The organism is Bradyrhizobium centrolobii, from assembly GCF_001641635.1.
GTDB lineage: Bacteria > Pseudomonadota > Alphaproteobacteria > Rhizobiales > Xanthobacteraceae > Bradyrhizobium > Bradyrhizobium centrolobii.
On record NZ_LUUB01000035.1, the window covers coordinates 24,192 to 49,466 of the forward strand.

At 63.8% G+C, this 25,275-nt stretch carries 20 protein-coding genes and 2 pseudogenes; 9 read left to right on the forward strand and 13 right to left on the reverse strand.

Features of this window, described 5'->3' with window-relative positions; all coding sequences use genetic code 11:
• Positions 1 to 279: 279 nt before the first annotated feature.
• A complete protein-coding gene (locus AYJ54_RS49035) occupies positions 280 to 513 on the reverse strand; it encodes a hypothetical protein (protein WP_136623522.1) in 234 nt (77 codons plus the stop codon).
• Between AYJ54_RS49035 and AYJ54_RS07700 the strand changes: the two genes are divergently transcribed.
• Entirely contained in the window at positions 478 to 1,425 is a 948-nt protein-coding gene (locus AYJ54_RS07700) for a LysR family transcriptional regulator (protein ID WP_136623523.1), read from the forward strand. The two genes, AYJ54_RS49035 and AYJ54_RS07700, sit on opposite strands and share 36 nt — an antisense overlap.
• A gap of 111 nt (positions 1,426 to 1,536) precedes the next feature.
• On the opposite strand, the gene AYJ54_RS07705 is transcribed toward AYJ54_RS07700, so the two are convergent.
• The 5 genes and pseudogenes from AYJ54_RS07705 to AYJ54_RS07725 form a co-directional block, all read right to left on the reverse strand.
• On the reverse strand, positions 1,537 to 2,325 hold the full coding sequence (locus tag AYJ54_RS07705; protein WP_082905536.1) for a CarD family transcriptional regulator: 789 nt from the start codon (positions 2,323 to 2,325) through the stop codon (positions 1,537 to 1,539).
• A 346-nt stretch (positions 2,326 to 2,671) separates the two neighbouring features.
• A complete protein-coding gene (gene fdxA, locus AYJ54_RS07710) occupies positions 2,672 to 3,010 on the reverse strand; it encodes a ferredoxin FdxA (protein WP_063698041.1) in 339 nt (112 codons plus the stop codon).
• Between the two features lie 136 nt (positions 3,011 to 3,146).
• Positions 3,147 to 3,413: pseudogene (locus tag AYJ54_RS07715) on the reverse strand (RNA-binding S4 domain-containing protein); the annotation flags it as partial.
• Positions 3,414 to 3,480: 67 nt separating this feature from the next.
• Positions 3,481 to 6,879: a helicase-related protein gene (locus AYJ54_RS07720; protein ID WP_063698045.1), complete on the reverse strand. Its 3,399-nt coding sequence runs from the start codon at positions 6,877 to 6,879 to the stop codon at positions 3,481 to 3,483.
• Positions 6,880 to 7,951: 1,072 nt separating this feature from the next.
• Positions 7,952 to 8,761: a DUF3108 domain-containing protein gene (locus AYJ54_RS07725; RefSeq protein WP_063698047.1), complete on the reverse strand. Its 810-nt coding sequence runs from the start codon at positions 8,759 to 8,761 to the stop codon at positions 7,952 to 7,954.
• A gap of 596 nt (positions 8,762 to 9,357) precedes the next feature.
• On the opposite strand from AYJ54_RS07725, the gene rpmB reads away from it, so the two are divergent.
• The 6 genes from rpmB to ftsZ all read left to right on the forward strand — a co-directional run bounded on the left by rpmB (position 9,358) and on the right by ftsZ (position 15,141).
• Complete coding sequence (gene rpmB / locus AYJ54_RS07730) at positions 9,358 to 9,663, forward strand: 50S ribosomal protein L28 (protein WP_063698048.1); 306 nt, start codon at positions 9,358 to 9,360, stop codon at positions 9,661 to 9,663.
• A 245-nt stretch (positions 9,664 to 9,908) separates the two neighbouring features.
• On the forward strand, positions 9,909 to 11,726 hold the full coding sequence (locus tag AYJ54_RS07735; RefSeq protein WP_063698050.1) for an ATP-dependent nuclease: 1,818 nt from the start codon (positions 9,909 to 9,911) through the stop codon (positions 11,724 to 11,726).
• Positions 11,707 to 12,957: an ATP-binding domain-containing protein gene (locus AYJ54_RS53915; protein ID WP_082905539.1), complete on the forward strand. Its 1,251-nt coding sequence runs from the start codon at positions 11,707 to 11,709 to the stop codon at positions 12,955 to 12,957. Before AYJ54_RS07735 ends, AYJ54_RS53915 begins: the two co-directional genes overlap by 20 nt.
• Positions 12,958 to 13,083: 126 nt before the next feature.
• The gene (locus AYJ54_RS50585; protein WP_161491822.1) at positions 13,084 to 13,248 is read left to right on the forward strand and encodes a hypothetical protein; all 165 of its coding nucleotides are present in this window, start codon (positions 13,084 to 13,086) and stop codon (positions 13,246 to 13,248) included.
• 67 nt (positions 13,249 to 13,315) lie between these two features.
• Positions 13,316 to 13,828, forward strand: coding sequence for a hypothetical protein (locus AYJ54_RS07745; protein ID WP_063698052.1), 513 nt, complete (start codon positions 13,316 to 13,318; stop codon positions 13,826 to 13,828).
• Between the two features lie 53 nt (positions 13,829 to 13,881).
• Complete coding sequence (gene ftsZ / locus AYJ54_RS07750) at positions 13,882 to 15,141, forward strand: cell division protein FtsZ (protein ID WP_063698054.1); 1,260 nt, start codon at positions 13,882 to 13,884, stop codon at positions 15,139 to 15,141.
• 326 nt (positions 15,142 to 15,467) lie between these two features.
• On the opposite strand, the gene AYJ54_RS07755 is transcribed toward ftsZ, so the two are convergent.
• Entirely contained in the window at positions 15,468 to 16,013 is a 546-nt protein-coding gene (locus AYJ54_RS07755; protein WP_245328932.1) for a hypothetical protein, read from the reverse strand.
• A gap of 407 nt (positions 16,014 to 16,420) precedes the next feature.
• Between AYJ54_RS07755 and AYJ54_RS07760 the strand changes: the two genes are divergently transcribed.
• The gene (locus AYJ54_RS07760; RefSeq protein ID WP_063698058.1) at positions 16,421 to 17,728 is read left to right on the forward strand and encodes a T6SS phospholipase effector Tle1-like catalytic domain-containing protein; all 1,308 of its coding nucleotides are present in this window, start codon (positions 16,421 to 16,423) and stop codon (positions 17,726 to 17,728) included.
• A 391-nt stretch (positions 17,729 to 18,119) separates the two neighbouring features.
• The gene (locus AYJ54_RS07765) at positions 18,120 to 18,365 is read left to right on the forward strand and encodes a PilZ domain-containing protein (protein ID WP_063698061.1); all 246 of its coding nucleotides are present in this window, start codon (positions 18,120 to 18,122) and stop codon (positions 18,363 to 18,365) included.
• A gap of 283 nt (positions 18,366 to 18,648) precedes the next feature.
• On the opposite strand, the pseudogene AYJ54_RS52100 reads toward AYJ54_RS07765, so the two are convergent.
• The 6 genes and pseudogenes from AYJ54_RS52100 to AYJ54_RS07795 form a co-directional block, all read right to left on the reverse strand.
• Positions 18,649 to 18,954: pseudogene (locus tag AYJ54_RS52100) on the reverse strand (hypothetical protein); the annotation flags it as partial.
• Positions 18,955 to 19,572: 618 nt separating this feature from the next.
• Positions 19,573 to 20,685: an NADH:flavin oxidoreductase/NADH oxidase gene (locus AYJ54_RS07775; RefSeq protein WP_063698063.1), complete on the reverse strand. Its 1,113-nt coding sequence runs from the start codon at positions 20,683 to 20,685 to the stop codon at positions 19,573 to 19,575.
• A gap of 301 nt (positions 20,686 to 20,986) precedes the next feature.
• Positions 20,987 to 21,685, reverse strand: a complete 699-nt coding sequence (locus AYJ54_RS07780; RefSeq protein ID WP_063698065.1) for a hypothetical protein — start codon at positions 21,683 to 21,685, stop codon at positions 20,987 to 20,989.
• A gap of 193 nt (positions 21,686 to 21,878) precedes the next feature.
• Positions 21,879 to 22,964, reverse strand: coding sequence for an esterase-like activity of phytase family protein (locus tag AYJ54_RS07785; protein WP_063698067.1), 1,086 nt, complete (start codon positions 22,962 to 22,964; stop codon positions 21,879 to 21,881).
• Positions 22,961 to 24,868 (reverse strand): cobaltochelatase subunit CobT, encoded by a 1,908-nt coding sequence (gene cobT / locus AYJ54_RS07790; RefSeq protein ID WP_063698069.1) that lies wholly within the window; start codon positions 24,866 to 24,868, stop codon positions 22,961 to 22,963. The genes AYJ54_RS07785 and cobT overlap by 4 nt, the downstream gene beginning before the upstream one ends.
• On the reverse strand, positions 24,865 to 25,275 hold the full coding sequence (locus AYJ54_RS07795; protein WP_063698070.1) for a GNAT family N-acetyltransferase: 411 nt from the start codon (positions 25,273 to 25,275) through the stop codon (positions 24,865 to 24,867). Before AYJ54_RS07795 ends, cobT begins: the two co-directional genes overlap by 4 nt.

The following is a 25,275-nucleotide window of genomic DNA, read 5'->3' on the forward strand; positions in this document are numbered from 1 at the left end:
GCCACTCTCCGCTCGTCGTCCCGGACAAGCGAAGCGCCGATCCGGGACCCAACCACAGGATTGGGTTTGGCGAAGACTCGTGCTTACCAGCCCGGCGCCACAACCGCTCCCTGGGGTTATCGCGACGAGCGCAAGCGCTCGCGCGGGGGTCCCGGCCTTCGTCGGGACGACACCGAGTTTGTGGGACCGCTGTCGCACCACTCTCGCTGCTCGCCCCGACAAGCGACGTGCGCGAGAGCACCTATCCAGGTTAGATCGCCGCCCTGGTTATCATCGACACTACACCGTGCCCCAGTATTCCCCTGCCGTCTGCACCACCAGCGCGAGCTTGGCGCGCTGGTCGGCTTCCGTGATCAGATAGCCTTCGACGACGCTGGCGAAGCCGCATTGCGGGCTGAGCGCCAGGAACGCCGGATCGATCGGCTTCGCGGCCTCGTCGAGGCGACGCTTCAGGACGTTCTTGTCCTCAAGCTGCGGATGCTTGGTCGTGGCCAGATCGCCGATCTCGGCCATCATCTCGCCTGGGACCTGCTCAGCGCAGTCAGCGCCGTCCGGATGACCGGAAGCGTGTCAGCCGCCGCCAACTATCCGGAGCGATCACAGCCGGACATCAGCCGCGCGCTCGCGAAGATCGCGGCCGCCACCGGCCGGCCGCCATTCGCGCGCACGCGCTCCGGCATGACCGCAACGAACGACGCCGTCATCCTCGCAGACCTACATACCAAGCTGCTGATGGATGTGATGACACTGCCGGAGCAGTTAGAGGCGCTTTCCGGCAAGGTGACGGGGCGCGTCGCCGTCGGCCTGCTGCCGTTCTCCGAACAGGACATGGTGGTGAAGGTGTTCGGCGAGATGCTGAGCCGGCATCGGCACGTCCGGCTTCAGGCCGTCACCGGCAGCTATGCCGCCTTGATCGATGGACTGCGTCAGGGCGAGCTCGACTTCGTCATCGGCCCGCTGCGCGACCCTCCGCCCTACGACATCCTCGAGGAGCGGCATCTGTACGACGAATTCTTCGCCGTGATCGCGCGCGCGGATCACCGTATGGCGGAAGGCCGGCGCAAGCTGAAGGATCTCGCGAGCGAGAACTGGGTCGTCGCGCCGCATGGAACGCCGACGCGCCGCTATTTCGAGGAGCTTCTGATCGGACAGGGCCCGGTCCCGCCGTCGCAGACCTGCGAGATCGTCACCTTCTCCCTCGCCGAGCAGATGATCATGCACAGTGACGTCATCGGACTGCTGACCTACTCGCGCGGCAAGCTCAAGGCCATTGCGAAGGGACTGAAGGCGCTCTCGGTCGAACTTCCTGACAACGCACGCGCAATCGGCCTGACATATCGCAGGGATCAACCACTGACCGCGGCTCAACACGCCTTCCTGGAGATCCTCGATCAGAGAGCGATGAAGCTTGCTCGCGCGAGGTGATCCCTCGCGGATCGGTCGCCGCAGGACAACCGTCACGGCACCCCAATCGCACCAAACAAAAAGCCCGGCCGCACGGCCGGGCTCTTGATCTGTTGCGATCGACGCGCGGGCTTACGCCGCCTCGTCGGCGACCGTGGTGCCGCCATCGGTATCGTCGATATCGCCCTCGTTGTCCGCATCGGCCTCGCCCTCGGCGGCTTCCGCCTTCGCGTTGGTGCGACGCGGGCTCTTGGCGAGCTGGGCCTCGATCTCCTTGACCGCTTCGGTCTCGGTCGAATGCTGCACCACCGCGATCTCGCGGGACAGACGATCGAGCGCCGCCTCATAGAGCTGGCGTTCAGAGTAGGACTGCTCGGGCTGCGACTCCGAGCGATAGAGGTCGCGCACGACTTCCGCGATCGCGACGATGTCGCCCGAATTGATCTTCGCTTCGTACTCCTGCGCGCGGCGCGACCACATGGTGCGCTTCACGCGGGCGCGGCCCTTGAGCGTCTCGAGCGCCTTCTTCACCAGCGCGGGCTCGGAGAGCTTGCGCATGCCGACGTTGGCGACCTTGGCGGTCGGAACGCGCAGCGTCATCTTGTCCTTGATGAAGTTGATGACGAACAGCTCGAGCTTGGCACCGGCGATCTCCTGCTCCTCGATGGCCAGGATCTGGCCGACGCCGTGAGCGGGATAGACGACGAATTCATTGGCCTTGAACCCCTGACGCTGGGTCACGACCTTCTTCTCCTCGACCTTCGGCGCAGCGGCGGGCTTCACGGCCGGCTTGGCAGCGACGGGGGCCTTGGCGGGGGCAGCAGCAACAGGAGCCTTCGGAGCAGGCTTGGCGGCGGGCTTGGCAGCGGCAGGCTTCGAAACGGTCGCTTTCGCGGCAGTTTTGGCAGTCTTGTTCGGCATTGCACTTCTTTTGTTCTTGGAGGACTTTGCAGCCGACGCCTTGGTGGCGGCACGGCCCTTGGATGCGCTACGGCTGGCCGCGGCGACTTTTTTGGCCTCCTTATGGGAAGCCCTCGCTGAAGTACTCTTTTTACGCGTTTTCTGTGACACAGCCTGCGCGCGGAAACTGCCACGCCCCTGTTCGACATTGAGGTTTCACGGGAACCCAGAGGGGCCAAACGGGGCTGACGGGGTTCGGCTTAATGTGCCCAATATAGCACATTTCCCGCAAAAATCAATGATTTAGGGGCTTTGAGGGCTGGTTTTCGGCGCCAACGAAGGTATTAGGGTTAAGTTTGGGAGCGGATTAGTCTCCAGAACCGGGGTTCGGAGAAAAATATTTCTCGAACTTACCCTCCATGCCGTCGAATTCCTTCGCGTCGGCAGGTGATTCTTTCTTCTGGGTGATGTTCGGCCAGCTCTTGGCGTATTCGGCGTTGACCTCGAGCCACTTTTCCAGGCCCGGTTCCGTGTCCGGCTTGATGGCGTCGGCGGGGCATTCCGGCTCGCACACGCCGCAGTCGATGCACTCGTCAGGATGGATGACCAGCATGTTGTCACCCTCGTAGAAGCAGTCGACCGGGCAGACCTCGACGCAGTCGGTGTACTTGCACTTGATGCAGTTCTCAGTGACGACGTAAGTCATCCAACGCTCCGAAAAGCTCTTTTAAAAGTCGGGGCTTGCGTAGCGCGGATGGCCCGGCGCCGCAAGATCGACAACGGCCGATCATGACCGCTTTCCGCGTTTGATCGGCCAAGAAATGAATGCGAAGCGCAATTAATTACGCTTTGCCTTCACCCACATCCTCGTAGAGCACGCGCGCCGAGGCCGCATCGCCGCGGCGCTCGTGGAAGGCGGTGACTTTCAACACGCGCACGGCGCGATCGAGCGCAACCGTGAGCACGTCGCCGACCTTGATCGCGTGCCCCGGCGAGGTCTCGCGCACGCCGTTGACACGGACATGGCCGGTGACGACGAGCTCGGCCGCCGACGTGCGCGCCTTCACCACCCGCGCGTGCCACAGCCATTTGTCGAGACGCTGGCGCTCGGTCGTGGCCTTAGTCCTTTTGACGCGTTTTCTTCACGCGAACCGCTCCGCACTTCGCTTGAAAACGCTACTCCTTCCGACCCGCGAGCTGCTCTTTCAGCGCGGCGAGCTTGGCGAAGGGCGAGTTGGGATCGATCGGACGATCGCGCTCGCGCGGGTTCGCGCTCGACGCATAGGGACGCAGCGAGGGACCGGACTCGCGGTCGCGGCGATCGCGGCCCTTGTCGCGGTCGCGTCCACGATGCTCACGACCGCCGTCACGGTCGCCGAACTTGCCTTTGTTACGATCGCGATCCTTGCCCTCGAAGCGGCGGTTCTTGTCGTCGCGTGGCTCGCGGCGATCGCCACCTTGGGCGCCCTCTTCGCGACCCTTGCGGAAATCCTTGCGATGCCCGCCATGGCGATGGCGTTCGCCGCGCTTCTCGCCGTCGGCCGCCTGCGCGGCCTCGCCTTCCGCGGGCGCGCTACCCGCTTCCGCACCCGCCTGGGGACGCGGCTGGTGATGGTGACGCTGGTGGCGATGGCGCTCGTGGCGCGGTTTGCGATCCTCGTGACGGCCGCCGGGACGCCAGACCTCGACAAGCTCGGGCTCGGCAGGTGCGGCCTCCGCTATGGGGGCAGCGGCATCGGCCGATGCGGCGGCTTCCGTCGCGGCGGTTTCAGCGGCGGCGGCCTCGAGGCCAGAAGCCTCGGCTGGCGCAGCGGGTTCCTCCGCCGGCGGCGCGATGCCGGGCGCGTCTTCCGGCGTGACGGGGGCGTCAGGCGACGCCTCCAGCACAGGCACAGCCTCGTGCGTGGACTCGTCGTGCTGTTCCATGCCGGGCGCATCTTCGACCGTGACCGGCTCGGCCGCCGCTTCGGTCGCGGCCTCGGCGGACGTGGTCGGCTCCTCCGGCAGGCCGGCAACGGCCTCGGCCGCGGTCTCGCTCGAGGTCTCCGCGCTGCCTTCGGCCGGCGGCGCTTCTGTCGCAGCCGTCTCAGCCGCCACCGGCTTCGGCGGCGGCGGCGGGCGCTTCTCCATGCGATAGCCGAGCGCGCGCAGCACCGAGGCAAAGTCTTCGCCGGCGGAGCCGGTGAGCGAGGTCATCGCCTGCGTCACGACAAAGCCGCGGCCGTCGAAGGCGCCGGCCGGCTTTTCGCCGGGTGAGCTCTCGCGCCAGGCCAGCGCCGGGCGGATCAGATCAGCGAGCCGCTCCAGAATGTCGACGCGCACGGCGCGCTCGCCGGCCTGCTTGTAGCCGAGCACGCGATAGGCATCGCGCGGGAGCTGCTTGTCGACCGGGAAAGAGGTGCGGCCCGAGCTCGCCAGATGCTGCGCGCCGGACAGCGCCGAGAGATCGACATTGTCCTGCTTCAGCGCCCAGAGCAGCGCGGCGAGCGCACGCGCGGCGGGCTTCAAGAGGCCGGGGAAATAGATGTGATAGGCGCCGAAGCGGACGCCATACTTGCGCAGCGTGGCGCGCGAGGGCTGGTCGAGATCCTTCAGCTCGTTCGCGATCTTCGGGCGTTCGAGCACGCCGAGCGCCTCGACGAGCTGATAGGCGATGCCGCGGGCAATGCCGGTGACGTCCTCGGCCTTCGACAGCTCGAACATCGGCCCAAGCAGCTTTTCGATATGCGTCTTGAGCCAGAGGTCGAGCCGTGCCTGCACCTTCTCGCGGGGCGCGCCGGTCAGGCGCTCGTCGGAGATGATGCGGATGCGCGGATGCAGCGCGTCCTCTGCGGCAGTCAGCCGCGCCACCGCATCGCCGGTCCAGCGGATCGTTCCCTCCGACGTCAGCACGAACTGTTCGTCGGGCGCGCCGCCCAGTTTCTCGGCACGCGCGTTGATCTCGCCGGCGAGCACGGCCTGGGCTGCGGCCTGCAAGGCTTTCGCATCGGAGCCGGCTTCGGCCGCATCCGGTGCAAAGGTGAATCCATCGAGGCGGCCGATGATGTGGCCTTCGACGATGACTTCGCCGGTCTTGCCGATTTCAGTATTCAAGCTCGTGTTCTCCCGCAGGCGGCGCATCAATACACTGGTCCGACGATCAACGAAACGCTCCGTCAGCCGTTCATGGAGCGCATCCGATAATTTATTTTCGACCTCCCGCGTGATCCCCTGCCAGTGTTCGGGATCTTTCAGCCAGTCCGGGCGGTTGGCGGCGAAGGTCCAGGTGCGGATCTGCGCGATCCGGCCCGACAGCGTGTCGATGTCGCCGTCGATCCGGTCGGCCTGGTCGACCTGGGCTGCGAACCAGTTATCGGGGATGCAGCCCTTCTGCATCAGGAAGCCGTAGAGCGTGGTCACGAGCTCGGCATGGGCCGCCGGCGACAGTTTCCGGTAGTCTGGTATTTGGCAGGCCTCCCACAGCCGTTCCACCGCCGCCTTGCCGTGCGCCTTGTCGCGGACCTCGCCGTCGCGGGCGGCGTGATCGAGCACGCGCATGTCCTCGGCGATCGGCGCGCGCGTCAGCGCCTCATGGCCGGGCGGCAGGTTCAGCGACACCTGGAGCGCGCCGAGCGAGGAGAAATCCAGCTTCGCATTGCGCCATTGCAGCATCTTCACGGCGTCGAAGGTGTGGTTCTGGAGCGCATTGACGAGCTCGGGCTCGAACGGCGCGCAGCGGCCTGTGGTGCCAAAAGTACCGTTCCGCGTGGCACGGCCGGCGCGGCCTGCGATCTGCGCGAACTCGGCCGGCGTGAGCCTGCGGAACTGGTAGCCGTCGAACTTGCGGTCGGAGGCAAACGCGACGTGGTCGACGTCGAGATTGAGGCCCATGCCGATCGCGTCGGTGGCGACGAGATAGTCGACATCGCCGTTCTGGAACATCGCCACTTGCGCATTGCGCGTGCGCGGCGAGAGCGAGCCGAGCACCACGGCCGCGCCGCCATGCTGGCGGCGGATCAGCTCGGCAATGGCGTAGACCTCGTCGGCGGAGAACGCGACGATCGCGGTACGCCGCGGCTGGCGCGTGATCTTGCGGTCACCGGCGAATTCGAGGCTGGACAGGCGCGGCCGCGTGATCATGGAGACGCCGGGGAGCAGCCGCTCGATGATGGGGCGCATCGTGGCAGCGCCAAGCAGCAGCGTCTCGTCGCGACCGCGGCGGTTGAGGATGCGGTCGGTGAAGACGTGGCCGCGTTCGAGATCGGCCGCGATCTGGACCTCGTCGACGGCGAGGAACGAGACGTTGAGGTCGCGCGGCATCGCCTCGACGGTCGAGACCCAGTAGCGCGGGCTTCTCGGCTTGATCTTCTCCTCGCCCGTGATCAGCGCGACGGCTTCGCTTCCCGCGCGATCGGCGATCTTGTTGTAGACCTCGCGCGCGAGCAGCCGCAGCGGCAGCCCGATCATGCCACTGGAATGCGCGAGCATCCGCTCGATGGCGAGATGGGTCTTGCCGGTGTTGGTCGGCCCGAGCACCGCAGTGACGCCGGCGCCAGGCAGCCGCTCGGAAGCGAAGGGGGAAGGAGAGAAGGCCATTCTGCGGATTAGGTAGTGGCGATTTGGGCGAATGTCAGTGCCGTTTTGGGGCGGCGAGGCGGCTTGAGCTCAACCCGTCATCCCCGCGCAACGGCGAAGCCGTTGTCGCTGGAAGGTGATGGGAAGCGGTACCGGCGGATGGGCGTTCATGTGTCGGCCATGTCTCCGAACGCGGCCCCTTTTTCCGCTGTCATGCCCCGGCTCGACCGGGGCATCCAGTACGCAGCGGCTTCTCCGCTCAACCACANCCGCCTCGGCATACTGGATCGCCCGGTCGAGCCGGGCGATGACAGTCGAGTGTGTGGGAGCGTTCTCCCAAAATCCCGCGCAACTGTCTCACTTTGCGACGCTTTTTCCGCCCGTTCTTAAGCCTCGGAACGACTCTAGAACGAATCGCGGCCGAATCGCTGACTCCCCTTCGCTTCCTGTTACGTTCACGCAACATGTCGCGGGACCGATCTTGGCCCCGCACTAGATGGAGTTTTGCTTCGCCGCACAAGCGATGATTTGATCGCGAGTTCCTTAAAATTGGGGACGGCGCGGAGTCGAATCAGAATCGGGGCAGAGTCAAATGGATTCCAACTGCTGGATTCCAACTGCCGAGTCCCTCGCTCGTCATGCGCGGGCTTGCCCCGCGCATCCATCGAAAAAGGAGCTTTCCGAAGCGGGATGGATGGCCGGGTCAAGCCCGGCCATGACGGTCTCGTGCCTCCCACGCCATCGAGCGCGCCCCAACGCATTTTCGCGAAAACAACCCCATGCAAAGTAGACGCAGTTGGCGGGGTGACGGAGCGTAACGCGTTGAAGCGCCAACGAAGCTCGCTCCATTCGTCATTCCGGGACGCGCCGGCAGGCGCGGGCTATGATGCGCAATTGCGCATCTGAGAATCCATGGTGAGGCTGGCTCTGTGGCGCGATGGATTCCGGGCTCGCGACTTCGTCGCGCCCCGAAATGACGACGTCACAAACCGGTCGCGTAGCCCGCATGAGCGTAGCGATATGCGGGACCCTGTCCTGGGCGATAGTTCCCCGGATGTCGCTCCGCTTATCCGGGCTACGGCAGCGCGGCGCGCTACTGCGTCTTGGCGACCCGCGGCGGCTGCGGGGCGGTGATGAAGCTGGTTGCTTCCAGCATTGCCGGGCCGAGCGGCGTCGGCACCTTCAGCCAGAACGGAACCAGGATCCGCGTGCCCGCGACCGGCGCAAACGCGATCTCGATGTTGCGCTGGGCGGCGAGGTATTTGATCACGGGGCGGTCGGGGATGTAGCCGGCGACGGGGACGAAATAGAGCGCGCAGACCACGACCGGGCCGCGATAGCCCTTCTCCGCCCTCACCGTTTCCATGCGCTTGAAATCGAGCTTGAGGTCATAGCGCATGCGGCCGTCGAACACCGGCGCGCCGGTGTGGCAGGCGTCCGGCGACAAGGGATCGCCATTGCCGGGCACCCGCAGCATCGAGGCCGTCATCGGATCCCAGACGCCGCGGCGATGCGCATCGGTGACGACGATGCGGTCGGCATCGACCGGCGGCTCCGGCACGATGCCGAACTCCTTCACATTGCCCTTGTCCAGGACGATGCGGATCTCCTCTTTCTTCTTCGAGGTGATGGTGGAGGCCTGGTAGCCGGTCGCGACCAGCGCGCCGTTGACCACCCGCCCCTGGCTCGCGCCGGTGCCGGACCCGCCCGCGAAGGATTTCAAAATGCCCGTGGTGCCGCCGGAGGCCGCGGCGGAAAACACGTCGTCCTGGATGTCGATACTCCAGGCGCCCTTGCCGACGGGAATGCCCGCCAGCGTCGCCTCATACTGCGCCTCGAGCTTTCCTTGCGCGGCCGCCGGCGCTGCCCCCCACGCCACGGCCAGCCCGCCAAGGGCAGCCAAAATCTTGGCAACGCCCCGCCTGCCGGCAGAGCGCTGCCGAGGTGGAATAAGGGGTGTGGGCACGAAACTTTCCAATCGGGGCGCGAGTGGTTGTTACTTAAGCCGAAAATCGCAGCAGGCAATGCATCCGAGCACGACGGGCCGGGAACTCCACCGACTCTTCGGGGGCGAATACGCCCTTTATGTGGTGGTAAGGCATTTTAATCATTGCCATTTTAGTGATTTGGCGTGAACCGCCGCGAGCTCGAACACCTCTCCCGCTTGCGGGGGAGGTCGGCGCGCAGCGCCGGGTGGGGGCTCTCTCCGCGCGGGGACACCAACCGTGATATCAAGGCCCTTCCCCGCGGAGGCACCCCCACCCCAACCCTCCCCCGCAAGCGGGAGAGGGAGTACACCTCCCGCGCGGCGCGAGATCCCGGGTTCGGGCGTACCGCCCGCCCCGGAATGACGGGTCCGAAACCGGCCCCGTCACCTTGACTACCCGCCCCTTCCCCCCTATACGTCCGCCCGCTCCCTGCAAGGACAGAGAATTTGCACCCCCGTGGCGCCCCGAATGGCCGCCGCAACGCTTGGGGGAAAGGATAAGGATTTTTGCCATGTCTCGCCGCTGCGAACTGACCGCCAAGGGCCCCCTCGTCGGCCACAAGGTCAGCCACTCCAACATCAAGACCAAGCGCCGCTTCCTGCCGAACCTCGTCAATGTGACGTTCATCAGCGAAGCCCTCGAGCGCAACGTGCGCCTGCGCGTCTCGACCAACGCGGTCAAGAGCGTCGACCACAATGGCGGCTTAGATGCCTTCCTGCTCAAGGCCAACGCCGGCGACCTCTCGCCGCGCGCGCTCGAGCTGAAGCGCCAGATCCTGAAGAAGGTCGGCGGCGAGCCGGCGAAGAAGGCGAGCTAATCGAATTCCAAGTTTGGGCGGGGGCTAAGTTGCGTCGCGTGGCGTAAGGCTTAGCCAGTAGAGTTTGCGTGACGGCCGGATCGAAAGATCCGGCCGTTTTTGTTTTTGGGGCAGTTCGTTGAGCAACAGAGCTTTTGAATTATTGCTTCTGGTAGAATCATTGCATAATTCAACCAAGAATCGAGCGAGCCAGCAGAGCGTGCAATCGACATGGCAAACGGAGGAAGCGCGTTCATGAGGACCAAATGATAGTTAGTAAATTGCAGGTAAGCGGATTTCGCGGAATCAGAACTTGTGAAATCAACTTTTCAAAATTCAACACTTTTGTAGGTCCGAACAACTGCGGAAAGACGACAATTGCCGAGGCCCTTGCTCTGGTATTAGGGCGCGATCGATTGGTCAGAACACTCACTGAGCACGACTTCATTGGGTCCGAGCCTAAAGAGACCGATCGAATCATCATCGTCGCATCGATAACTGGTTTCCTGCCGAATGACCCGGCAAGACAATCGGATTGGTTTAGATGGGGACGGGCAACAATAAAGTGGACTGATGTTGATTCCGGCGCTGTGAAGGTCGAAAGGAGCAAGAACACAGACCTACTAACCTGCCAAATTGCGTTCGCGGCGCGATTCGATTTGGAAAGTCTGGAGGTCGTGACTGCCAGGTATTTCTATGACACCGGCGTTGATCCATTTGCTGATGACGCCGCCATTGAGCAAGTGCCCGCAGATCTGATCCGCAGACTCGGATTTTTTCTTGTACCGGCAAGCCGAACTTGGGACCGAACAATCTCATTTGGCTCAGAGTTGTTCCGTCGGGTGGTATCGTACGTGGGCGGAAAGCCAGCAGCAGCGGTTCTTGCCGAGCGAGCACGACTCCGTACACCCAAAGATCCGCTTGAGGCTGACTCCAACCTGCGTGAGCTTGTCAGCAATATTGATACCGATCTCGCAGCACTATTGGGGCAAGAGACAAGGTTAAAGCTTAGACTGACCACCACCGATAGTGAGGGAATTCTGGAAAGCGTTTTCCCACACTTCAGCAATGGTGACAAAATTCCCCTTCCTTCGCGCCGACACGGAAGCGGATTGATCTCGCTACAGACTCTCATTCTCCTTATGCGATTTGGTCAAGTTAGAGTCGCCAATGGCGAGGGATTTCTAATGGTGATCGAGGAGCCAGAGCTGCATGTCCCTCCTCCCCTGCAGCGAAAGTTGCTTCGAATGATGCAGGCGATGGCGACGCAAACTATCGTCACAACTCATTCACCAACCATAGCCTCGGTCCCTAACCCACACGAAATTCAATTTGTCGCCAATTCCAACGGCGCACTCGTCGCCCGACCTCTCACGAAGCGACCACTAGCGCCAGACGCTCAAAATCCGATCCGGAGTTTGCTGCTATCCGCTCGCGACGCAACCATCTACGCGCTAATGCATCCTTCTGTGCTTGTACCAGAAGGAAGGATCGATGCCGCGTGGCTGCGGCAATTCGTAAAAATTCTTGAACTAGGAGCGACAAATAGCAGCGACTTGGGACTCAGCTTTGCCCAAGAAGTGGGACCCATTCCAACGGCCGACGCACGGGCGCGGGAAGTCTACGAACACCTCCGAGAGGTTCACCCTCTAGTGTTCTGTCTCTTCGATGGCGATGCGCAAGGCGACAATTACACATCCGCCGTGTGCACATCGAAGCCGCCGCCCCACATCGTCGCTAGATGGCCCAAAGGATGGGCCATCGAACATGTTGTCGGGTGGATAGCTGAGGGAGACCCAAGCATACTTGCACGTGCGGAATTGGCGCAGATAGGCGTGCCATCAAAACCTGCAGAGCTTGTCGGCGCGCTGCAGGGTAAATTCAAGACGGACGAGATAGTTCATGGAGTGATAGCCGACGCATTCGTTGAGAGTGAGGCATGCCGCCGACGAATAGGCTCCGTGATGCAATTTGTCGCCGATATTGCCATGGGAAGAAGACCACCGACCCAACACAAAATGATTAAGCACGCGAACGGCACAACCGTCATCTGGACATTAAGCAATGCCGTTCTTGGGATTTGAGGGGCCTGCAGGTACGGGAAAGACGTATCGTCTTATTGATGAGGTATGTTCCAGTGCGCTCAAACTGACGGGGTCAAGCCAACGCGTGCTCGGTCTCACCTTCATGCATGGCTCTCGGCGGCGACTTGAGGAAAGCTTCGCCAATAAGGAGCAAATTCGTGGCCGATCTCATGCGACGACAATTGATTCCTTCGCGGCGAGTATGGTTAGGCGCTGGAGTTTTCTGCTCTCCTTCGTTCCCGACTTCTCGCGATTTGACGAGATTTGTGACGCTTGCGGAATGCTCCTTAAGCGGCCAGAAGTGGCTAACTGGGTCGCTGCTACGTTTCCGATCATCGCTATTGACGAAGCACAAGAACTGAAACCCTGTATGCTGAGAGTTGCTAAAGCGCTCAGCGCCTCGACGCGATTGATAGTCGCTGCAGATGAATTTCAATGTCTAGACGAACAGCTCGACACGGGACCATTTTCAGAGTGGTTCGCGACTGGAAATGTTCAGCGGCTCACTTTGGTCCGCAGAACAGGGAGACAGGGGCTATTGGACGCAGGCGTCGCCCTCCGAAACTCAGAGGGTCCCAAGAGCGGGAGTGGTCTGAGTATTCGGTACGAATTTCCCGCTCAGGTAAAGTTCACGGTAGGGCATGCCCTACGCAATGCCACGGGAAGCCGTGCTATTCTCGTTGCGCCGGGCTCGACTCCTTGGGCGAATGAAATAATTGGCCAATTGGCCAGCGGCATTAGGTCAAAAAGGCAAAGCATACCCCCGTTGCCGATAGCTTGGGACACCGGTCCCAGCAATGAGATTTCGAAGGTCGTCGACGCTTTGTGTAGCACGGCCGAGCAGATTAGTTCCTCTGAAGTGCTGCGAAGGATCGGTCAATTAGCCGACACACCAGCATGGATGCCAGCCGTCATCAACAATATAGAAATGGCCCGGAGAGCTCACGGAAAGAATATTTGGAGCCAGTCAGAACTGTTCGCCGTCTGTAGCAAGCGAGCAAATCTTCATCGCGCTTATGGATACTCATCCAACTACGGAATCCGTGTGATGACGATTCAGGCGGCAAAGAACCGGCAGTTTAGAGACGTGGTAGTCTTATGGGGACCAGGCATCCCGGGTAGTGCCGATCACCTACGCCGGCTCCTCTATAACGCGATCTCTCGCGCCGAGCACAACTGCACGGTAATCGTCCGGACGCAACTGTTGCTTGGGCAGCCGCCATTCATCTAGCGAAACAACGATTTCGATATCAATAGTGGAGCGAACACCTTTCGCCGGACCCCTCAAGTTTGTGCGGACGTTTTGCTCTCACTTACGCTATACTCGCCCCGGTAGCATCACAGGGAGGGGCAGGCCGTGGAGCACAAGACCGAGCTGAAACACCTCACCTGCAGTGACGGCATCGGCCACGAGATCTCCGAGAACATCTCCAACGCCCTGAAGCTCTACCGCCGCCTGCGCAAGACGGACAAGACACAGCGCCGCTCGCGCGTTAACCGTCCATTAACCAACGCAGCCTAGCCTCAAGTCATCGTCCAGCCATCATCAGCCCGAAATGCCGTCCCGGTTCGTTCCAGGAGGACAGCCGATGTCCGTTGAGTTGTTGACGTATGCCGATCTAGGTGCCCGCCTCAACGTTTCGCGCGAGGCCGCTCGTGCGCTTGCCAGACGACGCCGGTTGCGGCGCTCGCGTTCGGATGATGGCAAGGCCCTGGTGAGCGTTGATCTCTCCGAGCTTCGGTACGTGCCTCGCCCACGACGGGGTCGGCAGGCAGGCGACATCGCCGCCTCCCTGGCAAAGATCGAGGCATCAGAGATCGAGGCATTCAAGGCGGAGATCGCGCGGCTCGAAGCGACGGCAGCCGGCTACAGGGCAGATTTCGAGCGCGAGCGCGAGCGCGCCGATCGCCTGGCTGTCGAGCTGCAGCAGGCGGCTGCCGAGACGATGGCAGTCCATGAGCGGGCGGCACGATTGGAAGATGAAGTGGCGGCCCTGCGGACCGGTGGCCGGGCTGGCGGCTCGATCGCGGGACAGGCCGCGCTTCGATTGGGACGTCTGGCCGCTTCCATCGTGGAAGCAGACCGCGCGGCTTGCAGGTAGCTACTTGGTACTTTCTCAAATCCCCGGCTTGCCGGAGCAACCACGAGGGAAGAATGGCAGGCATCACCGATATTCGCGAGTTGAAGGCGCGCATTGTCGTGTTCGGGGTCGGCGGCGCCGGCGGCAATGCCGTCAACAATATGATCACGGCCGGGCTGCAAGGGGTCGACTTCGTCGTCGCCAATACCGACGCGCAGGCGCTTGCCATGTCGAAGGCCAAGCGCCTCATCCAGCTGGGCACCCACGTGACTGAAGGCCTTGGCGCCGGCTCGCAGCCCGACGTCGGACGCGCCGCAGCCGAAGAGGCAGTCGATACGATCCGCGATCATTTGACCGGCGCACACATGGTGTTCGTCACGGCCGGCATGGGCGGCGGGACCGGCACCGGGGCTGCACCCATCGTCGCCAGGACTGCGCGCGAGCTTGGCATTCTCACGATCGGCGTGGTCACCAAGCCATTCTACTTCGAGGGCCAGCGCCGCATGCGCTTTGCCGAAGCCGGCATCGAGGAGCTATTGAAGACAGTCGACACCCTGCTGATCATCCCGAACCAGAACCTGTTTCGGGTGGCCAGCGAGAAGACCACATTCGCCGATGCCTTTGCCCTTGCCGATCGGGTGCTTTATTCGGGTGTGGCCTGCATCAGCGACCTCATCGTCAAGGAAGGTCTCATCAATCTCGATTTTGCCGACGTTCTCTCCGTCATGAAAGAGAAGGGCAAGGCCATGATGGGAAGGGGCGAGGCTTCCGGCGAGAAGCGCGTGCTCGCCGCCGCGGTGGCCGCGATTTCCAATCCATTGATCGAGAACCCCTCGATCAAGCGCGCCAGTGGCCTCATCATCTCCATCACCGGCGGCAGGGATCTCATGCTGTTCGAAGTCGACGAAGCTGCGACCCGCATTCGCGACGAGGCTGACCCGGATGCCAACATCATCGTCGGTGCGTCCTTCGATGAAAGCCTTGAAGGCATCGTCCGCGTCTCGGTGGTGGCGACCGGGATCGATAATCTCGACCCGGCGCTCGAGAGGCAACCGGCGGAAAGCGCACTGACGCAGCTCGCCGGCAGGCTGCGCAACGACAGCCGCCGCATCGCCGATCGCATCGAGCGCGGCGCACCCCTTCCGCAAGTGGAAAGCCCACCGCTCCGCCAGGAGGCCCGCCACCCCGCGGGGCAACCGGCAAGGCCGAATCCGGAATATGCGCGCCAGGCGGCTCCCCAGCCGCTCGATCCTTACGGCCGCACCTCTGCGCGCAATGCGACCGACGAAGGCATTCTCGATATCCCGGCCTTCCTGCGCCGCACGGCCAACTGAGCGGTCGCGAGAACCGGGGTTACTTGCCTGGCGAGCAGCGAGCCCAACAACAGGTCGTCATCCCGGGGCGCGCCTCTTGGCGCGAGCCCGGGATCCATCGGACCACAGTGACTGTTGAGCAATAGATTCCGGGCTCGCGCCAAGAGGCGCGCCCCGTAATGACGGAGCAAAACAACAACTTGTTAGAGACTCGCTGCAGCAACAAACTCCGCCGTCGTCCCGGCCTAGTGCGCAATTGCGCACGGGGGGCCGGGACCCATACCCACAGGGAGTAGTTTGGCGAAGACTCGTGGTTAGCAACTTCGCGCCATAACCGCTCCGATCGTTCACGCTGCCGTGCTGCGCGGGTTCTCCGGTGTTTCCTTTTTGTCCGCCGGCTTGTCGCGAGACAGCCATGCTGGAAAACGAAGCAGGCTATCGTTGTTGTCTTTTGGCGGTTCGATGGGCGCTTCATTGGCCGAACTCGGCAGGTCCAGTGCAGCCTGGCCGACCCGCACCGCATCCGCGCGCTGATCCAGTTCGCGCAACAGGGGATCGAGCACGCTGTCGACTTCGGTCGCCACCGATACCAGGAAAGCATTGAGCTCGCGCGCCTCGGGCACGACTGCCGCAGCCGGCTCGATTGCCTTGCAGAGACCTTCGACCACAGGCGCAAACGCGCCGGCGGCTTGCTTGATTCGCGTTTTCATCGCTTCGATTTCGGCTAAGACGCGATCACGCTCCCGCCTTTTTTTCTCCTCCGAAAGGCGGGCTTCGATTTCGGCGATCTGAGCCGTCAGGGTCGTGGCTTCGGATGCAAGTGCATCGCGTCTTCCGCGCACGCGATCCAGGTCGCGGCTGAGATTGTCCACTAAGTCGTCCTTTCCGAACATTGCTTTGCTCCGTAGCACAGCCGTTTTGGTCTGTAGGACGGCCTTGGCGCGAACCGCGAGCCGGGCAACCGATCGAATGGCTGGATCGGCCGAAACAGGTATCAACTTCGGTCGCGTTACATGGGCCGACATGGTGATCCCCCAATCGTCACATTAGGCGACCGCATGGTTAACAAGTGGTTAATTTCAACAGCACGTGGCAGCCGGATTTCGGACCAGCGAAGAAGAAGCAGGACGACTGAAGACGAGACGAAGCGCGGCGCACTTGCCCTCACTGGAGGGTAAGCTCCGCTGCTGCATCACTCAAAACAACGTCGCGACGCATGCCGGCGACACCGCCATCGTCTCCTCGCTGCCATCCATTTCCGCTATATTCGCCTCGGTAGCATCACCGGGAGGGGCGGACCGTGGAGCACGAGCACAAGTTTGAGCCGAAAAACCTCGTCATCTGCTGTGACGGCACCGGCAACGAGATCAGCGAGAACATCTCCAACGTCCTGAAGCTCTATCGCTGCCTGCGCAAGACGGACAGGACACAGCCGCGGCAACTCGTGTTCTATGATCCCGGCGTCGGCACGGTGACGGAGCCGACCACGTGGCACCGCTGGAAGGCCAACATCAACCTGGTGCTGGGGCTCGCCACCGGCTACGGGCTCGACGACAACGTGCTGTCGGCCTACCGCTTCCTGGTCGAGCATTACGCCCCGGGCGACAGGATCTACCTGTTCGGCTTCTCCCGCGGCGCCTATACCGTGCGGGTGCTGGCGGGGCTGATCCACAAGGTGGGGCTGATCTCGCCGGAGCAGGCGAACCTCGCAGGAAGCGGCCTCATCGCCTACAAGCAATATTCCGGCACCGGGCGCGGCAACGACCTCGCCGATCTCACCGACGCAGGAAGCGACGCGGACGGGCCGCTGCCGAAGGACCGCTTCGATCTCGCCGCCCAGTTCGCCCGCATCACCTCCTCGCGCTGGCCGACGATCCACTTCATCGGCGTGTGGGACACGGTGGCGAGCGTGATCGTGCCGCGCGCCGACCGCTTCTATTGGCCGAGCCTGGAGGAGCTGGCCTTCACGCTGCGGAACCCGAGCGCGCAGATCTTCCGCCAGGCGATCGCGATCGACGAGCGGCGCTGCATGTTCCGCCTGAAGGAATGGAAGGAGCCGCAGGACTACTGGAGCAACCGCTTCGTGCCCGACGACAAGAAGGTGCCGCAGGACAGTTTGCAGGTGTGGTTCGCCGGCGTGCATGGCGACGTCGGCGGCGGCTATCCGGAAGTCGAGAGCGCGGTATCGAAATATCCGCTGCTGTGGATGATCGACGAGGCGCGCGCCGCCGGCCTCAACTTCAACCCGCGCACCGTGAACCAGCTCGCCTGGGGCGTCCAGCGCAAGAACAGCCCGTTCACCTACGTTGCGCCCGACGCCGACGGCGAGCTGCACAATTCGATGACGCCGGCCTGGCGCGTGCTGGAATACTTGCCGAAGAGCGCGAAGTACAAGGAATGGCCGGAGCGCAAGGTGCATTTCGGCTTCTACATTCCCGATTGCGAACCGCGCGTCATCCCCGAAGGCGCGCATGTGCATGAGAGCGTGGTGAAGCGGATGGCAGCGTTGCCCGGCTATCGGCCGGTGAATTTGCCGACGGAGTTTGTCACGGTGCCGATGCCGACGCCGCCGCATGCGGAGGGAGCAGGGGAGCCGGAGGCGGCGTGAGGGGTGGGACGATGTGATGGACGCGAGCGCGCGCCGCGTCACAGCTGTCGTCCCGGCGAAGGCCGGGACCCATACCGCGGAATCTCTCGATTGCTGCAGGTCGAAGTACCGAACGACGAATCTTCGCCAAACTACTCCCTGGGGTTGGGTCCCGGCCTTCGCCGGGACGACGGTGAGATAAGGCCCACCACCGCGGGCAACCAACCACCGCCTCCCCCAATTCGCCGCTACTTTTCACTAAAATTCTCCCGCGGACCTTAGCCTTATCGCATCATCTCCCTCCCATCATCGTCCCCAGACCACCGCGACCTAATGTCTGAGCATGATCTGTTCGGAAAACCGCTCACACTTTTCCGGATCATGCTAGAGCGGAATTGGAGGGGACGTGCCAATGCATCCGCGCAAGTTTGCCCGCGTGAAGCCGAGCGGGCTGGTGTCCCGCCAGGCCAAGATCATCACCGACCCGCGCAAGCCGGTGATCCCCTGCACGCTGATCGACTATTCGCCGGGCGGCGCCTGCGTCGACCTCGGCGGCCAGGTCGCGATCCCCGACCGCTTCGAGCTGCTGCACGTCAACACCAAGAAGCGCTGCCGCATCGCCTGGAAGCGCGGGTCGCGGGTGGGCGTGGTGTTTTAGGGTTACCGCAAGTCTGGCGCTCCGACGCAGCCACTTACTCCGATGTCATCCCGGCGAAAGCCCGCTTCGCTGATTGAGTCGCCTCGCCGCGCACTCCGCTCTGCTCCCTCCCCCCTTGCGGGCAGGGCGGTGCGCTCTCTGCTTCACGGCACAATTCCTAAATGCAGGGCGCGCTCCGCCCCCCTACTACCGCATCCGCGCCTTCGCCCCCGCGACGATCTGCATGGCGACGCCGGCGACCCAGGCGACGAGGACGAGCCAGCTCCAGGCGAGGTGCGGCTCNCCGCAGCACGATGACGGCGACCGAGGCGAAGGCGGCGATGGTGGCGCAGAGCGTGCCGGCGGAGCTCAAGAATTCCGCGGCGTCGATCTGGCTGTGCTCCTCGTCGAAGGGCAGCTGCGGCGTGTCGATGCCGAGATAGAAGCCGACGACGCCGAGCAGCATCATCACCAGCAGAAAGCCCTGCGTGGTGAGATGCGATATCGTCGAGCCCACATAGGCACCGACGAACAGCCCGCACGCGGCCCCTGCCATCGCCAATCCAACGCGCTCCAGCATGTGGGCAGTTTTCCGGACACGAAAACGCATGGCAGCCCTCGTGCATTGGGTTCCACGAGGTTAGGCCAATTTTGGCAGGGGCGGAAGGTAAGGGGGGTCACGGAGGGGTGAGGTAACCCCGAATCGATGCGGACCATGACACCGCGCGACGTCTGCCATCGTCGTTGCGCTCGTCGCGATTACCACTGGGGATGGTTTGGCGAAGGCTCAAAGTTACGTTGTTCGATGACAGCGCGCACCGCGCCTTCGGCGGTGGTCGAGGTGACGCCGTCGCCAAATCCTCCGCTGTCGTCCCGGCGAAGGCCGGGACCGATAACCACAGGGAGGAGTTTGGCGAAGACTCTTAGTTAAATTGCTCGGCGGCAACTCCTACCGCGCGCCACCGTTAGACCTCGCGGTATGGGTCCGGCCTTCGCCGGGACGACGGTGGTAGTTGGTGCCGCGCCGCCGCCAAATCCTCAGCCGTCGTCCCGGCGAAGGGGACCCATAACCACAGGAAGCGGTTTGGCGAAGACTCAAAGTTAAATAGTCCGATGACAACGCACGCCGCGCGCCATCGATAGATCACGCGGTATGGGTCCCGGCATTCGCCGGGACGACAGTAGGAGTTGCGGCGCTGCTATCGCGTCCAACTTGGACCGCGGCCCGCTACCTCGCCCCGAACGTGGTCTTGCCGAACAGCGCCTTTTGCGTCGAGGGCTGCGAGCGCCAGTATTGCGGGGGAGCTTCGACCTCGCCGCCGAGCTCGGCGGCGGCGTGCCAGCCGAAGCGGGGGTCGTAGAGCATGGCGCGGGCAAGTGCGACCATGTCGGCCTTGCCGGTAGCGACGATCTCCTCGGCGTGCCTGGCTTCGGTGATGAGGCCGACGGCGATGGTGGGAAGCCCGGTCTCGCGCTTGATGGCTTCGGCAAATTGCACCTGGTAGCCGGGCCCGAGCGGGATCTTCTGGAGCGGCGAGACGCCGCCGGAGGAGGCATCGATCCAATCGACGCCGCGCGCCTTCAGCGCCTTGGCAAACTCGATGGTCTGCGCGAGGTCCCAGCCGCCATCGATCCAGTCGGTCGACGACACCCGCATGCCGACCGGCCTGTCGTGCGGGAAGACCTCGCGCACCGCGTCGAACACCTCTAGCGGGAAGCGCATGCGGTTCTGCAAGGACCCGCCATAGTCGTCGGTGCGGCGATTGGAGATCGGCGAGAGGAACTGATGCATGAGGTAGCCGTGCGCACCGTGCAGCTCGATCGCGTCGATGCCGAGCCGCGCGGCGCGGCGGGCGGAATCGACGAAAGCCTCGCGGATGCGCTTGAGGCCGGCCGCATCGAGCGCCAGCGGCGCGGCCTCGCCCTCCTTGTGCGGCACCGCCGACGGCGCGACCGTCTGCCAGCCGCCCTGGCCTTGCGGGATCAGCTGGCCGCCCTCCCAGGGCCGCGCGCTGGAGGCTTTGCGGCCGGCATGGGCGAGCTGCATTCCGACCGCGGTGGAGGAGTGCTTGCGCACGGAGGCGAGGATCTGCTTCAGCGCGGCCTCGCAGGCATCGCTGTAGAGCCCGAGGCAGCCGGGCGTGATACGGCCGATCGCCTCGACATGGGTCGCCTCGATGCAGAACATCGCCGCACCCGACAGCGAAAGATTGTTGATGTGGGTGAAATGCCAGTCGGTGGCGACGCCGTCGTCAGCCGAATACTGGCACATCGGCGACACCACGAGACGGTTCTTCAACGTCAGGCCGCGCAGCTTGATCGGGGAAAACAGGGCGCTCATGCGGGATGTTCCGGGGGATGGAGGGGCAATATGAGAAAGTGTAGTGAGCGGAGGCCGGATTACCACCGGCGCGGCGCGAATGGCCGTGGTTCGCGCCGCGCATTGCCGTCAGTTTGACGCAGGCCGGTCGCCACAAACCTCGCCGTCGTCCCGGCGAAGGCCGGGACCCATAACCCCAGGGAGTAGTTTGGCGACGATTGGTCGTTCGGTACTTCTATCTGCCGCAATTGAATGATCACGCGGTATGGGTCCCGGCTTTCGCCGGGACGACACTGAACTTAAGGCGCCGCCGGAACGTCCATCACTCCCGGTCCGGAAACTTCCCCGGCCACAGCTTGCCGGTACGATACCGCCCCCCACGCGACAGCGTGACATCTGCCTCCGCCGAAAACTCGATCGAATAGCCTCCGTCGTCCATCTTCGTAGTCTTGCCGAGCACACCTAACTTGTCGGCCAGCGCGGTGTCGTCCTCGACGAACACGCGATAGTCCGCCAAGCGAAAGCGCCGCGGCGTCTGCCAGGTGACTTTCGGCACGAAGGTGCGCATGTCGCCCTCGGTCTTGACCTGGACGGTACGGCCGGTCGTGTTGCGGAACAGGTCGGGCACTTCGAGGAGTCGGGCGCGGCGGCCCTCGATCGCGTAGAGGTTCAGCGTCATGATGTGGCGCTCGGTGCGGAAGGCGATTGCGACGTAGCGCGAATCCGGCGACCACGCGGCGTAATAGGCCTGCGGCGCGTGGTCGAGATTGTTCTCGTCGCTGATGTTGTCGAGCACCGCGAGCCGGCGATGGCCGGGCTCGGCCATCAGGTAGATGTGGAAATTGTCACCGCCGAATTCGCCCCCGCCGTGGGAGGCGACCGACAGCTTTCCGTTCGGCGCGCGCCCGTCCGCGATGATGGCGTATTCGTGCTTGCCATACTGGTGCTCGGCCGTGGCGTGGACCGGCGACAGCGCGGCGAGCGTGAGAGCGAGGGCAAGGATGGCGCAGCGGATCAGCATGACGCTTTGTCGCGGCGGGATGCAGGTGCGTTCAACTCCGCTGTCGTCCTGGCGAAAGCCAGGACCCGTTGCCCCAGGGAGAAATTGTGGCGCGACGCTGGGTAACCACGAGTCTTCGCCAAACCACTCCCTGGGATTATGGGTCCCGGATCTGCGCTTGCGCTTGTCCGGGACGACGACGGAGGTTGGAGAGCTACTCCACCAGCGTGAACTGCAGGAGCAGCGTGCGCTGGAGCAGCGAGAAATTGTCGTCGGAGACGAGCGTCAGCACGGTCTCGCCCTCAGGGGTGACGTGGGCGTCGATGCCTTCCATGTTGTCGATCTCGTAGCCGAGATCGGCGTTGAAGAGCGCAGGCCCGTCGACCAACGCGCCCGGTGCGATTCCCTTCAGCGGGATCGCGCGGATGCGGATGTTGACGCCGCTGAACCAGGAGAATTTACGTTCGAGGATCAGGAGATCGCCGGAGGGCAGGATCACCGCATCGCTGATGTCGAATTTGTCCGTGCGGCGCACGCTGAACTGGCCGGGCGAAGGTCCGCCGACCAGGAAGGCGATCAGATTGCCGTCGGCATCCAGCCCGCGCTCGGACAGCGCGATCACCGTGCCCGCGAGCGGCTGGCCCTTGGGGACGACGACGAGCGCCTCGAGCCCCTTGTTGTACGGCAGTTTTCGCGCCGCCGGCGGCAGCGGGACCACCTCGCCGCGGGCGCGGGTAAAGCCCTTGGCGAAATCGAAGCGCATCAGCTGGTTGACGCGCTCGAGGCCGACATAGACCAGCGAGCCGTCGAGCGCGATCGACTCGGTGTCGTACCAATGGCGCTTCTCGGTGATCGGCCGGCCGTCCGCACCGAGGATCGGTGCCGCCTCGACATCATCGAGCCCGACCATGTTGCGACCGGAGTAACGGATGCGGCCGGTGAACCAGGCGCCCTGGTCGGAGATCGCCACGAAGCGCTCGCCCTTCGCATCGAGGAAGCGAAAGCCGGACAATCCGCCAAAACCGCGAAAGGACGAGGTCAGCACGAGGCCGCTGCGATAGTCCAGCGAGCCGAAGCGCACGCGCGAGCGGTCGCGCGGCTCGAACGCCGGGATCTGCCGCGCATTGACTTCGATGGCGGCCGGCTCGGTGACGGCGTGCTCGACCTTGCCGGGTATTTGCGCCGCTTTTGGCGGCGGCTCGGTCACAGGCTGCGCCTGTGCAAGTCGGGCGAGTGCGAGAGTGGAAAATCCCGCCGCCGCGTGGCCAAGAAAGCTGCGGCGGGATGGAAGCGTGCTCACGAATGCAGTTTGCGGCGCGGACGGCTCGGCGCGGCCTGCGCCGGCGCGGTATGCGTCTCGCTGAACAGCTCGGCGAGTTTCTCGGTGATGGCGCCGCCAAGTTCTTCGGCGTCCACGATCGTCACCGCGCGGCGGTAGTAGCGCGTCACGTCATGGCCGATGCCGATCGCGATCAGCTCCACCGGAGAGCGGGTCTCGATCTCCTCGATGATGTGGCGCAGATGCCGCTCGAGATAGTTGCCGGGATTGACCGACAGCGTGGAGTCGTCGACCGGCGCGCCGTCCGAGATCATCATCAGGATCTTGCGCTGCTCGGCCCGGCCGAGCAGGCGCTTGTGCGCCCAGTCCAGCGCCTCGCCGTCGATGTTCTCCTTCAAGAGACCCTCGCGCATCATCAGCCCGAGATTCTTGCGCGCACGACGCCAGGGTGCGTCGGCGGATTTGTAGATGATGTGGCGGAGATCGTTCAGGCGTCCGGGATTGGCCGGCTTGCCGGCGGCAAGCCAGGCCTCGCGGGACTGGCCGCCCTTCCAGGCGCGCGTCGTAAAGCCCAGGATCTCGACCTTGACGCCGCACCGCTCCAGCGTGCGGGCAAGGATGTCGGCGCAGGTTGCCGCCACCGTGATCGGACGACCGCGCATCGAGCCGGAATTGTCGAGCAGCAGCGTCACCACGGTGTCGCGGAAGGTCGCCTCCTTCTCGCGCATGAAGGACAGCGGGTGGTAGGGATCGGTCACCACGCGCGACAGCCGTGCGGGATCGAGGATACCCTCTTCGAGATCGAACTCCCAGGCGCGGTTCTGCTGTGCCATCAGCCGGCGCTGCAGCCGGTTGGCGAGGCGTGCGACGATGCCTTGCAGATGCGCGAGCTGCTTGTCGAGATAGGCGCGCAGGCGCTCCAGCTCGTCGTGGTCGCAGAGATCCTCAGCCGAGATCACCTCGTCGAATTTTGGCGCGAAGGCGTGGTACTCCGGCCCGCGCGGCTCGTTGGCCCCGCGCGAATTCGGCCGCGTCGCCTCGCCCGGCGTCTCGTCATCGCCGAGCTCGCCGTCATCGAAGGTATCGGAGGTCGAGGCCTGCGCGCTTTCCATCGCGCTCTCGCTCATCTCCTCCGTCGTCGCCTGCGCCTGGTCGGCGCTCATTTCCTGGGCGGCATCGGAATCGGGCGAGCCCTCGGCGCCGGACTGGTCGTTGTCGCCGTCGCGGTTGTCGTCCTGATCGTCGTTCTCGTCGGTATCTGCGTTGCGCTCGTCGCCGAGATCGAGCGCCGACAACAGGTCATGCACGGCGTCGCCGAACTTGGTCTGGTTCTCGACCAGGCCATCGAGCCGGTCGAGCCGCCTGCCGATCTTGTCTTCCAGGATCGGCCGCCAGAGATCGACCATCTTTTTCGCAGCCGCCGGCGGCGCCATGCCGGTCAGCCGTTCGCGCACCAGCATCGCCAGCGCATCAGCCAGCGGCGCATCGGCGCGGTCGGTGATCTCGTCGAACTTGCCGCGATGGAAGTGATCATCGAGCATCGCGGTGAGATTCTTGGCGACGCCCGCCATGCGGCGCGCGCCGATCGCCTCGACCCGGGCCTGCTCCACCGCCTCGAACACGCCGCGTGCCTGCGGATTGCCGGGCATCAGCTTGCGATGCAGTTTCGGATCGTGACAGGCGAGCTTCAGCGCGATGGAATCGGCGTGGCCGCGCACGATCGCGGCATCCCGCCTGTTCATCTTGCGCGCGGGCTCGGGCAGCCGCGCCTTGCCCGGCGCGAGCCCCGGGCGTTCGGCGGCGAAGCTGATGTCGAGCTCGGGCGTCTTGGCGATCGCCTTCAGGCACGCCGCCACCGAGCGCTTGAACGGCTCGGTCGGGGCTTCCTTGTTGCCGGTCCGGAATTTGGAGTTGGATGTGCTCATAGCGACTTCGTAAACCAATGGCGCGTCACGCCGCCAGGATAGCCGTCAATGGCGCCGAACTCCTTGTAACCGCAGGAGCGGTAGAAGCCCGGCGCCTGGAAACTCATCGTGTCCAGGTAGGACCGGGTCGCCCCGATCTTTCTCGCCTCGTCCTCGATCGCCGCGATCAGCTTCGTGCCGTGGTCCTTGCCGCGGAACTTCTGCTCGATCCAGAACAGCTGCATGAACAGAACCGACGTCCAGACCTCACCGACGATTCCGCCGACGATCTTGCCGCGCTCTTTCAGGGAAATCGCGAGGCGTCTGTATTTCTGCTTCCCCATCCGCTCATTGTTGTAGCCAATGAGCCCGGCGAGCACGGCTTTTTTGGTTGTCCCAATGCTGCGCTCGACGTTGATGGCGGCCAT

Excerpts from the sequence above, each read along its gene's own strand:
- AYJ54_RS07765 (WP_063698061.1), top strand. The coding sequence starts at position 18,120 with ATGCATCCGCGCAAGTTTGCCCGCGTGAAGCCGAGCGGGCTGGTGTCC.
- AYJ54_RS07780 (WP_063698065.1), bottom strand. The coding sequence starts at position 21,685 with ATGCTGATCCGCTGCGCCATCCTTGCCCTCGCTCTCACGCTCGCCGCG.
- AYJ54_RS07745 (WP_063698052.1), top strand. The coding sequence starts at position 13,316 with ATGTCCGTTGAGTTGTTGACGTATGCCGATCTAGGTGCCCGCCTCAAC.
- AYJ54_RS07700 (WP_136623523.1), top strand. The coding sequence starts at position 478 with ATGCTTGGTCGTGGCCAGATCGCCGATCTCGGCCATCATCTCGCCTGG.
- fdxA (WP_063698041.1), bottom strand. The coding sequence starts at position 3,010 with ATGACTTACGTCGTCACTGAGAACTGCATCAAGTGCAAGTACACCGAC.
- ftsZ (WP_063698054.1), top strand. The coding sequence starts at position 13,882 with ATGGCAGGCATCACCGATATTCGCGAGTTGAAGGCGCGCATTGTCGTG.
- AYJ54_RS07720 (WP_063698045.1), bottom strand. The coding sequence starts at position 6,879 with ATGGCCTTCTCTCCTTCCCCCTTCGCTTCCGAGCGGCTGCCTGGCGCC.
- AYJ54_RS07775 (WP_063698063.1), bottom strand. The coding sequence starts at position 20,685 with ATGAGCGCCCTGTTTTCCCCGATCAAGCTGCGCGGCCTGACGTTGAAG.
- AYJ54_RS07735 (WP_063698050.1), top strand. The coding sequence starts at position 9,909 with ATGATAGTTAGTAAATTGCAGGTAAGCGGATTTCGCGGAATCAGAACT.
- AYJ54_RS07755 (WP_245328932.1), bottom strand. The coding sequence starts at position 16,013 with ATGTTCGGAAAGGACGACTTAGTGGACAATCTCAGCCGCGACCTGGAT.
- rpmB (WP_063698048.1), top strand. The coding sequence starts at position 9,358 with ATGTCTCGCCGCTGCGAACTGACCGCCAAGGGCCCCCTCGTCGGCCAC.
- AYJ54_RS49035 (WP_136623522.1), bottom strand. The coding sequence starts at position 513 with ATGGCCGAGATCGGCGATCTGGCCACGACCAAGCATCCGCAGCTTGAG.
- AYJ54_RS07795 (WP_063698070.1), bottom strand. The coding sequence starts at position 25,275 with ATGGCCGCCATCAACGTCGAGCGCAGCATTGGGACAACCAAAAAAGCC.
- cobT (WP_063698069.1), bottom strand. The coding sequence starts at position 24,868 with ATGAGCACATCCAACTCCAAATTCCGGACCGGCAACAAGGAAGCCCCG.
- AYJ54_RS07705 (WP_082905536.1), bottom strand. The coding sequence starts at position 2,325 with ATGCCGAACAAGACTGCCAAAACTGCCGCGAAAGCGACCGTTTCGAAG.
- AYJ54_RS53915 (WP_082905539.1), top strand. The coding sequence starts at position 11,707 with ATGCCGTTCTTGGGATTTGAGGGGCCTGCAGGTACGGGAAAGACGTAT.